At 71.8% G+C, this 12010-nt stretch carries 11 protein-coding genes; 7 read left to right on the plus strand and 4 right to left on the minus strand.

The window, feature by feature from the left end; translation table 11 throughout:
* Positions 1-50 precede the first annotated feature (50 nt).
* The 3 genes from purE (at position 51) to ABZ840_RS37155 (ending at position 3176) form a co-directional block, all read left to right on the plus strand.
* Positions 51-557 (plus strand): 5-(carboxyamino)imidazole ribonucleotide mutase, encoded by a 507-nt coding sequence (gene purE / locus ABZ840_RS37145; protein WP_361568356.1) that lies wholly within the window; start codon positions 51-53, stop codon positions 555-557.
* Positions 554-1732, plus strand: coding sequence for a dipeptidase (locus ABZ840_RS37150; protein ID WP_361568327.1), 1179 nt, complete (start codon positions 554-556; stop codon positions 1730-1732). Before purE ends, ABZ840_RS37150 begins: the two co-directional genes overlap by 4 nt.
* A gap of 310 nt (positions 1733-2042) precedes the next feature.
* Positions 2043-3176: a dipeptidase gene (locus ABZ840_RS37155; protein ID WP_361568359.1), complete on the plus strand. Its 1134-nt coding sequence runs from the start codon at positions 2043-2045 to the stop codon at positions 3174-3176.
* 59 nt (positions 3177-3235) lie between these two features.
* Here ABZ840_RS37155 and ABZ840_RS37160 read toward each other — a convergent pair whose 3' ends face one another.
* Positions 3236-3610, minus strand: coding sequence for a VOC family protein (locus tag ABZ840_RS37160; protein ID WP_361568330.1), 375 nt, complete (start codon positions 3608-3610; stop codon positions 3236-3238).
* A gap of 74 nt (positions 3611-3684) precedes the next feature.
* On the opposite strand from ABZ840_RS37160, the gene ABZ840_RS37165 reads away from it, so the two are divergent.
* Complete coding sequence (locus ABZ840_RS37165; protein ID WP_361568333.1) at positions 3685-4239, plus strand: CGNR zinc finger domain-containing protein; 555 nt, start codon at positions 3685-3687, stop codon at positions 4237-4239.
* A gap of 73 nt (positions 4240-4312) precedes the next feature.
* Here ABZ840_RS37165 and ABZ840_RS37170 read toward each other — a convergent pair whose 3' ends face one another.
* Complete coding sequence (locus ABZ840_RS37170) at positions 4313-5653, minus strand: UDP-glucose/GDP-mannose dehydrogenase family protein (RefSeq protein WP_361568336.1); 1341 nt, start codon at positions 5651-5653, stop codon at positions 4313-4315.
* A gap of 179 nt (positions 5654-5832) precedes the next feature.
* On the opposite strand from ABZ840_RS37170, the gene ABZ840_RS37175 reads away from it, so the two are divergent.
* Positions 5833-7005 carry an acyl-CoA dehydrogenase family protein gene (locus ABZ840_RS37175; RefSeq protein ID WP_361568339.1) on the plus strand — a complete coding sequence of 391 codons (1173 nt, stop codon included), beginning with the start codon at positions 5833-5835 and terminating at the stop codon, positions 7003-7005.
* 73 nt (positions 7006-7078) lie between these two features.
* On the opposite strand, the gene ABZ840_RS37180 is transcribed toward ABZ840_RS37175, so the two are convergent.
* The gene (locus tag ABZ840_RS37180; RefSeq protein ID WP_361568342.1) at positions 7079-8368 is read right to left on the minus strand and encodes an LCP family protein; all 1290 of its coding nucleotides are present in this window, start codon (positions 8366-8368) and stop codon (positions 7079-7081) included.
* A 277-nt stretch (positions 8369-8645) separates the two neighbouring features.
* On the opposite strand from ABZ840_RS37180, the gene ABZ840_RS37185 reads away from it, so the two are divergent.
* A complete protein-coding gene (locus ABZ840_RS37185) occupies positions 8646-9200 on the plus strand; it encodes an acyl-CoA thioesterase (RefSeq protein ID WP_361568345.1) in 555 nt (184 codons plus the stop codon).
* A gap of 36 nt (positions 9201-9236) precedes the next feature.
* Here the strand turns inward: ABZ840_RS37185 and ABZ840_RS37190 are convergent, their stop codons facing one another.
* Positions 9237-10679, minus strand: coding sequence for an LCP family protein (locus tag ABZ840_RS37190; RefSeq protein ID WP_361568348.1), 1443 nt, complete (start codon positions 10677-10679; stop codon positions 9237-9239).
* 146 nt (positions 10680-10825) lie between these two features.
* Here ABZ840_RS37190 and ABZ840_RS37195 point away from each other — a divergent pair, with 146 nt between their 5' ends.
* On the plus strand, positions 10826-11872 hold the full coding sequence (locus ABZ840_RS37195) for a glycosyltransferase family 2 protein (RefSeq protein WP_361568351.1): 1047 nt from the start codon (positions 10826-10828) through the stop codon (positions 11870-11872).
* Positions 11873-12010 lie beyond the last annotated feature (138 nt).

Consider the following 12010-nt stretch of genomic DNA (forward strand, 5'->3'; position numbering starts at 1 on the left):
CGAGCGCTGACGCGCGCCCCTCCGATGGCTCTCCCGTGGTCGGCATCGTCATGGGCTCCGACTCCGACTGGCCCGTCATGGAGGCCGCGGCACAGGCCCTCGACGAGTTCGAGATCCCCTACGAGGTCGACGTCGTCTCCGCGCACCGCATGCCGCGCGAGATGGTCGCGTACGGCGAGGAGGCCGCGGGCCGCGGCCTGAAGGCGATCATCGCGGGTGCCGGGGGCGCGGCTCACCTGCCGGGCATGCTGGCCTCGGTCACCCCGCTGCCCGTCATCGGCGTGCCCGTCCCGCTGAAGTACCTCGACGGCATGGACTCGCTGCTCTCCATCGTGCAGATGCCGGCCGGCGTGCCGGTCGCCACGGTCTCCGTCGGCGGCGCCCGCAACGCCGGGCTGCTCGCCGCCCGGATGCTCGCCGCGCACGACGAGGAGCTGCAGGCGCGGATGCGCGAGTTCCAGCAGGAGCTGAACGAGCAGGCCACCGAGAAGGGCAAGCGGCTGCGCAACAAGGTCGCGTCCGGCTCCGACGGCTTCGGCTTCGGGGGCGGCAAGTGAGCGAGGCGGCCCGCGACCTCCTCGCCCGCTGGCCCGTCGTCGACGGCCACAACGACCTGCCCTGGGCGCTGCGCGAGCAGGTCCGGTACGACCTGGACCGGCGGGACATCGCCACCGACCAGTCAGCGCACCTGCACACCGACATCCCGCGGCTGCGCGCGGGCGGCGTCGGGGCGCAGTTCTGGTCGGTGTACGTCCGCTCCGACTACGACGGCGACCGGGCGGTCAGCGCCACCCTGGAGCAGGTCGACTGCGTGGCGCAGCTGATCGACCGTTACCCCGGTGACCTGCGGCGCGCTTACACCGCCGACGACATGGAGGCGGCCCGCGCCGAGGGGCGGATCGCGTCCCTCATGGGTGCCGAGGGCGGCCACTCCATCCACTGCTCGCTGGCCACCCTGCGCGGTCTGTACGCGCTCGGCGTGCGCTACATGACGCTGACCCACAACGACACCATCGCCTGGGCGGACTCGGCGACCGACGAGCCGCGCCACCACGGCCTCAGCGCCTTCGGCGAGGAGGTCGTCCGGGAGATGAACCGGCTCGGCATGCTCGTCGACCTCAGCCACGTCTCGGCCGACACCATGCGGGACGCGCTGCGGGTCAGCGAGGCGCCGGTGATCTTCTCGCACTCCTCGGCGCGCGCGGTCTGCGACCATCCGCGCAACATCCCCGACGACGTGCTGGAGCGGCTGGCCGCCAACGGCGGCACCGCGATGGTCACCTTCGTGCCCAAGTTCGTGCTGCCCGAGGCCGGGGAGTGGACGCGCCGCGCCGACGAGAACATGCGCGCGCACGGCCTGCACCACCTCGACACCACCGAGGCCGGCATGAAGGTGCAGCGCGCCTTCGAGGCGGCGCACCCGCGCCCGACGGCCACCGCCGCCACCGTCGCCGACCACCTCGACCACATGCGCGAGGTCGCCGGCGTCGACCACATCGGCGTCGGCGGTGACTACGACGGCACGGCCTTCACCCCGGACGGCCTCACCGATGTGGCCGGCTACCCGAACCTGATCGCGGAGCTGCTGGACCGCAAGTGGTCCGAGGCCGACCTCGCCAAGCTCACCTGGCAGAACGCGGTGCGTACGCTGCGCGACGCGGAGGATGTGGCGCGCGGCCTCCAGGAGCGGCGCGGCCCGTCGAACGCGACGATCGAGCAGCTGGACGGCTGAGGGCCGGTCAGCTCGGCGGCGGAGCAGGGCAGACGCACCACCCGGCCCGTCGCGCCGGGGGTGTCGGCCGAACGGGCCACACCCCGGACGCGGGTCCGCGCGCACGATGCCCCGTACGCATCACTCACCGCGAACAAGTGGATCTCCCGTGTCACGGTGGCCCTACTGCCACCGATACAGGAGTTCCGAAATGGCCGACCTCGCCCCCGATCTGGAAGCCGCAGACCTCACCGGTGCCGCCGGGGATCTCGGCGCCGCCGAGGACGCCCACTCCCCGTACGGAACACTCGGGCGTCCCGCCGACCCGCCGCTGCGCCGCGACCCGCTCACCCGGGCACACGCGCTGCTCGCCGCACACCCCGTCTTCGACGGCCACAACGCCCTGCCCTGGGCGCTGCGGCTGCACCACGGCGACGACCTGACACCGGGTCACTACTACGACCTCGAATACGGCGAGCCCGCCGTCAGCACCGACATCCCGCGGCTCCAGCAGGGCCGGGTCGGCGCGCAGTTCTGGTCGGTGCAGGTGCCGACCGCGCTCAGTGGCGACCACGCCATCAGCGCCACCCTCGAACAGATCGACTTCGTGCACCAGCTGGTGCGGGCCTACCCCGAGGCGCTGCGCCTGGCGATGACGGCCGACGACGTCACCGAGTGCCGCAACCGCGGCCGGATCGCCTGCCTGCTCGGCTCGGCCGGCGGTCAGATCATCGACAGCTCGCTCGGCGCGCTGCGTGCCCTGCACACCCTCGGCGTGCGGTCCATGCTGCTCACGCCGGACCGCAACACGCCCTGGGCGGACGCGGCGGCCGACACCCCGTGCGCGGGCGGCCTCACCGCCTTCGGCGAGGAAGTGGTCCGCGAGATGAACCGTCTCGGGATGCTCATCGACCTGTCGTACGCCTCGGCCGACACGATGCGGCACACGATGGCCATCACCAAGGCGCCGGTCTTCGTGAACCGCTCCGCCGCCCGGAACCTGACCAATCACCGGCACAACGTGCCCGACGACGTGCTCGCCCAGCTGCCCCGCAACGGCGGCATCTGCATGGTCACCTTCGCCCCGCAGCGGGTGGCCGGGCCGGTGGGCCACGCGACCATCGAGGACGTCGCCGACCACCTCGACCACGTACGGAACGTGGCGGGCGCGGCGCACGTCGGGCTCGGCGGCGGCTTCGACACCGATCCGGCCGACGGGCGGCCGCAGGGGCTGGAGGACGTCTCCGGCTATCCGCGGCTGATCGCCGAGCTGATCTCCCGCAACTGGTCCTTCTCCGACCTGGCCGGGCTGACCTGGGGGAACGCGCTGCGGGCGATGCGCGGCGCGGAGTTCGCCGCCCGCGAGGCACGGCACCGGCGCGGGCCGTCCACGGCGACCATCGACCGGCTGGACCGGGCGGACCGGCGGGACCGGATGACCAAGCTGCACTGGGCCTGGACCTGAGGGCCGGGAACCGCTGAGGGGCGGGCGGGAATCTCCCGCCCGCCCCTTCCGGCCTGCCTTCAGTGCAGGCAGAGACAGAACGGGTGGCCCGCCGGGTCGAGGTAGACCCGCCAGTTGCGGTCGTCGTCATCGCGCTGGACCAGCCGCGCGCCGAGCTTCAGCGCCTCGCGCTCGGCCTCCTCGATCCGGTCCCGCGGTACGCGGAAATCCAGGTGGAACTGCTGGGACCGCTCGCCGCTGGGCCAGTCCGGCGGCACCATGTCGGGCGCCTTCTGGAAGGCGAGCAGCCGCCCCTGCGGCCCGGCCACCTCGACCCAGTCGCCGCCCTCCTCGTCCTCACCGGCCTGCCAGCCGAGCAGCCCGGCGTAGAACTCGGCGAGGGCCCTGGGGTCCGGGGCGTCGAGCACGACGACGCCGAACTGAGCGATGGCCATGGTGTTACCTCCTGAGACGGTTTAGCGGTAACTGCGTTACTGCATGATGGCCCTCAGCGGGTAACGTGGCAAGGGTGGCCGACAGAAGCGCGCCGCCTTCCCTGGCCCTCGTCCAGGATCTGGCGAACACCCTGGACATCGACGACGGGCGCGATGCGCTGGCCGCTTCCGGCGGCCTCGCCGCCTTCCTGCGGGAGCACGGGCTGCCGACGGTCCCGGCCGGGAAACGGGAGCTGGCCGCCGCCCAGCGTCTCCGGGAGGCGCTGCGCGCCGCATGCCTCGCGCACACCGGCCAGGACGTGCCGCCGGAGACCGGGCGCGAGCTGGACGCCCTGCTCGCCGCCGCGCCGCTCACCCTCACCGTCGACGCCCGCGGCGAGGCCGCGCTGGGTCCGGCCCCCGGCCTGACCGGCGTCGCCGCGCTGACCGCCCGGATCGCCGCCGGCATCGCGGCCGCGGCGGCCGACGGCACCTGGCCCCGACTCAAGGCGTGCGAGGACCACGACTGCCTGTGGGTGTTCTACGACCGCAGCCCGGCCGGCCGCGGCCGCTGGTGCTCGATGGCGCTCTGCGGCAGCCGGGCGAAGATGCGCTCGTACCGGGCCCGCCGTACGGGGGAGTCCGGCTGACCCGCCGGAGAACGCGGACCGCCCGCCCCGCCGGTGCGGCGGAACGGGCGGTACGGGGAGACGGGGTGCGGCGTTACGCGCGCGGGCGGCCCAGCGCGCGGTAGGTCCAGCCGGCCTTGCGCCACAGCTCGGGGTCGAGTGCGTTGCGGCCGTCGAGGATGCGGCGGTGCGCCACGACCTCGCCCAGCGTCGCCGGGTCCAGCTCGCGGAACTCCCGCCACTCGGTCAGGTGCAGCACCACGTCGGCGCCGCGTACGGCGTCCAGCGCGGTCGGCGCGTAGCCGAGGGTGGGGAAGACCCGGCGGGCGTTCTCCATGCCCTTGGGGTCGTAGACGGTGACCTGGCCGCCCTGGAGGTGGATCTGGCCCGCGACGTTCAGCGCGGGGGAGTCGCGTACGTCGTCGGAGTCCGGCTTGAAGGTCGCGCCCAGGACGGCGACCCGCTTGCCGAGGAAGCCGCCGCCGACCGCCTCGCGCGCCAGCTCCACCATGTGGCCGCGGCGGCGCATGTTGATGGAGTCGATCTCGCGGAGGAAGGTCAGCGCCTGGTCGGCGCCCAGCTCACCGGCGCGCGCCATGAACGCGCGCAGGTCCTTCGGCAGGCAGCCGCCGCCGAAGCCGACCCCGGCGCGCAGGAACTTCTTGCCGATCCGCTCGTCGTGGCCGATCGCCTCGGCCAGCTTCACCACGTCGCCGTCAGCCGCCTCGCAGATCTCGGCCATGGCGTTGATGAAGGAGATCTTGGTGGCCAGGAAGGAGTTGGCGGCCGTCTTGACCAGCTCGGCGGTCGGGTAGTCCATCACGACCCACGGCGAGCCCTCGGCCAGCGGCGTGGCGTACACCTCGCGCAGCAGCGACTCGGCGCGGTCGCTCGCGACGCCCACCACGAGGCGGTCGGGGTGCAGGGTGTCCTTCACCGCGAAGCCCTCGCGCAGGAACTCCGGGTTCCAGGCCAGCTCCGCGTCCTCGCCGGCCGGCGCCAGCTCGGCCAGCCGCTTCGCCAGCCGCGCCGCGCTGCCCACCGGCACGGTGGACTTGCCGACGACCAGCGTGGGCCGCGTCAGGTGCGGCGCCAGCGACTCGAAGGCGCTGTCGACGTAGGACATGTCACAGGCGTACTCACCGTGCTTCTGCGGGGTGTTCACGCACACGAAGTGCACGTCGCCGAAGGCGCCGGCCTCTTCCCAGGACGTGGTGAACCGCAGCCGCCCGCTGGAGCCCGGGAGGCCCGCGACGTGCTTGCGCAGCAGCTCCTCCAGGCCCGGTTCGTACAGGGGCACCTCGCCGCGGCCGAGCATCTCGATCTTCTCGGGCACGATGTCGAGCCCCAGCACCTCGAAGCCGAGCTCGGCCATGGCGGCGGCGTGCGTGGCGCCGAGGTAGCCGGTGCCGATCACGGTGATCTTGAGGGGCATGGGCACTCCAGATGCGAACGAGCGGGTACTGCGGGGCTGAGCATAACCGGGCGGCAGGGTGCGGCGATCCGGTCGCTGTCGGCAACCTCACGTACCCCACGGGGTGCCCCGGCTCTAGAATTCGGGGAAACGCGACAGGTTACTTAACGGTAGTTAGCACTCAGGGGAGATGAGAGACCTTGGCGGGAAACGCCGATTTCGATCTGTACCGGCCGGCCGAGGAGCACGACATGCTCCGCGAGTCGGTGCGCGCGCTCGCCGAGGCGAAGATCGCTCCGGTTGCCACCGCGGTGGACGAGGAGGCCCGCTTCCCGCAGGAGGCGCTGGACGCCCTGGTCGCCAATGACCTGCACGCCGTGCACGTCCCCGAGGCCTACGGCGGCGCCGGCGCCGACGCGCTCGCCACCGTCATCGTCATCGAGGAGGTGGCGCGCGCCTGCGCCTCCTCCTCCCTGATCCCCGCCGTGAACAAGCTCGGTTCGCTGCCGGTGATCCTCTCCGGCTCCGAGGAGCTGAAGAAGAAGTACCTGGGCCCGCTGGCCCAGGGCGACGCGATGTTCTCGTACTGCCTCTCCGAGCCGGACGCCGGTTCGGACGCGGCGGGCATGAAGACCAAGGCCGTGCGCGACGGCGACTTCTGGGTCCTCAACGGCGTGAAGCGTTGGATCACCAACGCGGGCGTCTCGGAGTACTACACGGTGATGGCCGTCACCGACCCCGAGAAGCGCTCCAAGGGCATCTCCGCGTTCGTGGTGGAGAAGGGCGACGAGGGCGTCTCCTTCGGCGCCCCGGAGAAGAAGCTGGGCATCAAGGGCTCGCCGACCCGCGAGGTCTACCTCGACAACGTCCGTATCCCCGCCGACCGCATGATCGGCGCGGAGGGCACCGGCTTCGCCACCGCCATGAAGACCCTGGACCACACCCGCATCACCATCGCGGCCCAGGCGCTGGGCATCGCCCAGGGCGCGCTGGACTACGCCAAGGGCTACGTCCAGGAGCGCAAGCAGTTCGGCAAGCCGATCGGCGACTTCCAGGGCGTGCAGTTCATGCTCGCCGACATGGCCATGAAGCTGGAGGCCGCGCGTCAGCTGACCTACGCGGCCGCCGCCAAGTCCGAGCGGATCTCCGCCGGCGGCAAGGCCGAGGACCTCACCTTCTTCGGCGCCGCCGCCAAGTGCTACGCCTCCGACGCGGCCATGGAGATCACCACCGACGCGGTCCAGCTCCTCGGCGGCTACGGCTACACCCGTGACTACCCGCTGGAGCGCATGATGCGCGACGCGAAGATCACCCAGATCTACGAGGGCACCAACCAGGTCCAGCGCATCGTCATGGCCCGCAACCTGCCGTAACGGCGGTTCAGTGCACAGCGGAAGGCCCCGGCTCCTCGAAGGGAGCCGGGGCCTTCTCATGCGCCCGAGCGGGTCACTGGTCGGCGGTGACCGTGACCGGGTCGTCGTTCTTCAGCTCGTTCACCAGCTGCTTGACCTTCGGCATGTCCCACGCGAGGTTGCCGCCGACGCTGCCGGAGACCGGCATGTTCATCGACTTCCCGTCGCCGCCCTTGCTGGTGACGTCCTTCAGCCCGAAGAACATCTTGGCCAGCGAGTAGGGGCCCATGTCCTTGTCGACGATGAGGGTGTCCAGGCCGGCGCCCATGGCGGGGTAGAGCTCGAAGGGGTTCAGCAGCGTGCCCGGCGAGGCCACCTGGTGGGCCAGCGTCGAGAGGAACTTCTGCTGGTTCTTGGTGCGGTCCAGGTCACTGCCGGAGAAGGCGTGCCGGGTACGGACGTACGCCAGGGCCTGCTGGCCGTTCAGCGTCTGCTCGCCGGCCTTGAAGTCGGCGCCGGACCACTTGTCCTTGAAGCCCTTCTCCAGCTTCATGTCCACGCCGCCGATGGCGTCCACGATGTTCGCGAAGCCGGCGAAGCCGATCTCGGCGTAGTGGTCGATGTGCAGGCCGGTGTTGTACTCCACGGTGCGGACCAGCAGCTGCGGGCCGTCGATGGAGTACGCCGCGTTGAGCTTGTTGGCGCCCATCGCGGGCTGCATCTTGCCGGACTCCGAGCCGCGGAACTCCGGGATCGTGATGTTGGAGTCGCGGGGCAGCGAGATCAGCGTCGGGCCGTTGGACCCGGTGTGCAGGATCATCATCGAGTCGGTCCGCTTGCCTTCGGCGGAGCCCGTGTGCAGGTCCTTCTTCTGCTGGGAGGACATGCCCTCGCGGCTGTCGGAGCCGACGATCAGGTAGTTGGTGCCGTCGCCCTCCTCGGGGCGGTCGATCACCTTGCTGAGGTCGACCTCCTTGCGCATCTTGGAGTCGGCCCAGAAGTACGTGCCGACCGACGCGACCAGCAGCACGACGACCAGCGTGAGCACGGTCACCTTGATGCGGCGGCCCCAGTTGGGGCGGGGACGGTAACCGTCGTCACCGTAGCCGCCGCCACCGCCGTGGCCGCCGCCGTAGACCTGACCGGTGTTGTACCCGTCGTCGTACCGGCCGCCGCCGTGGCCGCCGTCGTAGCCGGGCTGCGGCGGTACGGCCTGCCGGCGCGGCGACATGCCGGGCGGCAGCGGGGGCTCGCCGTGGGCGGCGGCGGGCTGCCGGCGCACCTGTCGCATGGCACGGGCGCCCTCCGGCTGGGCGCTGCCGCTGCCGCGTCCGTACCGGTTCCTGTCGTCGTCACGGGGGAGCCCGTCGCGCCACTCGTTCATGAAGCAAAGTGTGCCTGCCGGTACGCCCCGCCATACAGGTCGGGGACGGGATCGGACCGTGGCTGTTGCAGAGCTGATGCAATCCGGTGCGGCATATAGGGGAGGGAGTGACCATTGGGCCGCGTGGGTCGGGAAGGGGAGATTCGGGACGGTTGGGGCGAGCGTTTGCGAACAATTGCGACCGTAATCGCCTGAAAGGCGAGCAAAGTGGACCGGTCGGGGGCGTCCGTGACCGTCTCGCGCGGAAGGCGTCCGCCGGGATGCATAAGGTGGACGTATGACCGATCCCGTCACCGACGGTCCGGAGGGCGGCCTTCAGGGCAAGCCCACCTCCGTCTCGCGCACCACGCTCAGCCACATCATGGATGCGAGCCACACCAATCTCCTCGGCACCGTCCACGGCGGAGTGATCATGAGGCTGGTGGACGACGCGGCGGGCGCGGTGGCCGGCCGGCACTCCGGCGGCCCCGCCGTCACCGCCTCCATGGACGAGATGGCGTTCCTGGAGCCGGTCAGGATCGGCGACCTGGTGCATGTGAAGGCCCAGGTCAACTGGACCGGCCGGTCCTCGATGGAGGTCGGCGTACGGGTGCTCGCCGAGCGCTGGAACGAGTCCACCCCCGCCCAGCAGGTCGGCTCCGCCTACCTGGTCTTCGCCGCCGTCGACGAGAACGGCAAGCCGCGCGCGGTCCCGCCGGTGATCCCCGAGACCGAGCGCGACAAGCGCCGCTACCAGGAGGCGCAGATCCGCCGTACGCACCGGCTGGCCCGCCGCCGCGCCATCAAGGAGCTGCGGGAGCAGCGCACCGCCGACGGCGTCGACGAGGGCTGACCCGCCGCCCGGACGGTCACCGGCCGCCCGGGGCCGTCACTTGCACTCCTCCTCGTCGCCCGTCACGGCCGGGACGTCGCCCGAGCCGGGCGCCGGGACCTCGGCGCGCACCTTGTGCACGTCCTGGTGACCGGGGCCGAGCGTGACGCGGAGCACCGGACCCTGGCCCGGCACCTCGCGCAGCTTCGCGCCGGGCAGCGCCGCGGCCAGCGTCCGTACCGAGCGGTCCCAGCGCGGGTCGTACGCGATCTCGGTGCGCTCGGCCCGGGCCTGGGCGTTGCGGGGCGCGCCGGTGGTCGCGAAGCCCTCAGCCCGCAGCGCCTTGTCGGTCCTGGCGGCCAGGCCGCGGGTGGGGGTGCCGTTCTCCACCTGGACGCGGACCTCGCCGGGCGCCACGTCGACCATGGTCGCGCGGTGCTTGCGCTTCTTGTGCGCGGCCAGCGGGCGGTCCGCTCGGATGGCCTCGAAGAGCTTCTCCGCCCGCTCCTCGTCCCACTTCACCGTCGAGCCGAGGTTCGGCACGGTGTAGCTGATGTCACTGACCGGGACCGAGGTGAACTCCGAGGAGGAGGGCTTGAAGCCGCGCAGCGCCTGGCCGAGCGCGACCATCTCGCGCGGGCCGAAGCCGGCGTCCGCCCGCAGCGAGCCCAGCATGGTCGAGGTGATCCGCTTGAAGGCCACCGGGTTCGTCAGTGTCTCCGAGCCGGTGATGCGGTGCATCAGGGCCACCAGGAAGCGCTGCTGCCGCTGCATGCGGCCCAGGTCCGAGCCGCCGTCGAGGTGCCGGGCGCGGACGTACTGCAGCGCCTCGCCGCCGTTCAGCTTGCTGGTGCCCTTGGGCAGGTCGAGTCCGGTGTAGCGGTCCCTCAGCGGTGAGGGGGTGCACACCTGCACGCCGCCGACCGCGTCCACGGTCTTCATGAAGCTGGTGAAGTCGACCTCCAGGTAGTGGTCGACGTGTACGCCGGTCATGTGCTCGACGGTGCGGACGGTGAGGTTGGGGCCGCCCTCCGCGTACGCCGCGTTCAGCCGGGCGTGGTGTGCCGGCACCGTCCGGCCGGTCCGCTCGTTCCGGTGCTCCGGCACCTCGGCGTAGGAGTCGCGGGGCAGGCTGATCACGCTGGCCCGGTCCCTGGCCGCCGACAGATGGACGAGCATGATCGTGTCGGTGCAGTGACAGGGCGCACCGCCCAGGTGGTACCGGTCCTTCTCCGCCTTCGACAGCCGGTCCCGGCCGTCGGTGCCCGCGACCAGGAAGTTCATCCCGTTGCCGGTGACGGGGCGGGGCCGGTGGTCCATCCCTTTGAAGGCATCCACCCGGGTGATGCCCTCGTCGACCCCGGTGACCATCGCGTGTCCGATGCCGCTCGCGGCCAGCAGGGCGACGGACGTGACGGCGGTCACCCGCACGAGCCACCGGGCGCGCCGGCGCCGCCTGCCGGGGGAGGGGAGCGGGAGGGTGCGGGGCGGTGGGGGCATTGCGTGGCACCTCCTCATAGGGAGCAGGGGGACGTGTGACAGTACGTCGATATGATCGGCTGACTGTCATCACACGCCGCTCGTGTCCCCAGCGCCACTCGGCTGCCGTCAGGGCCGTACGCCCGTTCGCGGTAACGTGAACTCTGATGAACGACACCCACGCCACGCCGAGCCGGCACCCCGCAGTCTCCGTGATCATGCCGGTGCTCAATGAGGAACGTCATCTGCGCAGCTCCGTGCGCCACATCCTGGAGCAGGAGTACGACGGCGAGATGGAGGTGGTGATCGCGCTCGGGCCGTCCACGGACCGCACCGACGAGATCGCCGCCGAGCTGGTACGCGAGGACCCGCGGGTCCACACCGTGCCCAACCCCACCGGCCGTACGCCCGCCGCGCTGAATGCCGCGATCGAGGCGTCCCGGCACCCGATCGTGGTGCGGGTGGACGGCCACGGCATGCTGTCGCGCAACTACATCGCGACCGCCGTGCGCCTCCTGGAGGAGACCGGCGCCCAGAACGTCGGCGGGATCATGAACGCCGAGGGCGAGAACGCCTGGGAGGAAGCCGTCGCGGCCGCCATGACCTCGAAGATCGGGGTGGGCAACGCGGCCTTCCACACCGGCGGTCAGGCCGGCCCCGCCGAGACCGTCTTCCTGGGCGTCTTCCGGCGCGAGGCGCTGGAGCAGCAGGGCGGGTACAACGTGGAGTTCATCCGCGCCCAGGACTGGGAGCTGAACTTCCGCATCCGTGAGGCGGGCGGGCTGGTCTGGTTCTCGCCCGAGCTGAAGGTGCAGTACCGCCCGCGGCCGAGCGTGAAGGCGCTGGCCAAGCAGTACAAGGACTACGGCAAGTGGCGGCACGTCGTCGCCCGCTACCACTCCGGTTCGATCAACGCCCGCTACCTGGCCCCGCCGACCGCGCTGTGCGCGTTCGCCGCGGGCCTCGTGGTCGGCGCGGCCGTGACGCCCTGGGGCTTCGTCGTCCCCGGCGCCTACCTCGCGGCCATCGCGGCGGGCTCCGTCCCGGCCGGCAAGGGCCTGTCGCTCAAGGCCCGCGCCCAGATCCCCGTCGCGCTGGCGACCATGCACATGTCGTGGGGCTGGGGCTTCCTCACCAGCCCGCGCTCGCTGGCCAGGAAGGTCATCGCCAGCCGCCGGCCGGCGGTGACGGCCCCGGCCGAGAAGACCGCGTAGGTGGCGGACACGCACGACGACGGCGGCGGCCGGCCCCCGAGGGCGTACGAACCGCACAGCCGAAGACCGGTGCCCCGCAGCCGGGCGGCACCGACACAGGGAAGGGCACATCGTGATCGCCGTACTGGGCCTCATCGT

Source organism: Streptomyces sp. NPDC047117, assembly GCF_040643545.1.
GTDB lineage: Bacteria > Actinomycetota > Actinomycetes > Streptomycetales > Streptomycetaceae > Streptomyces.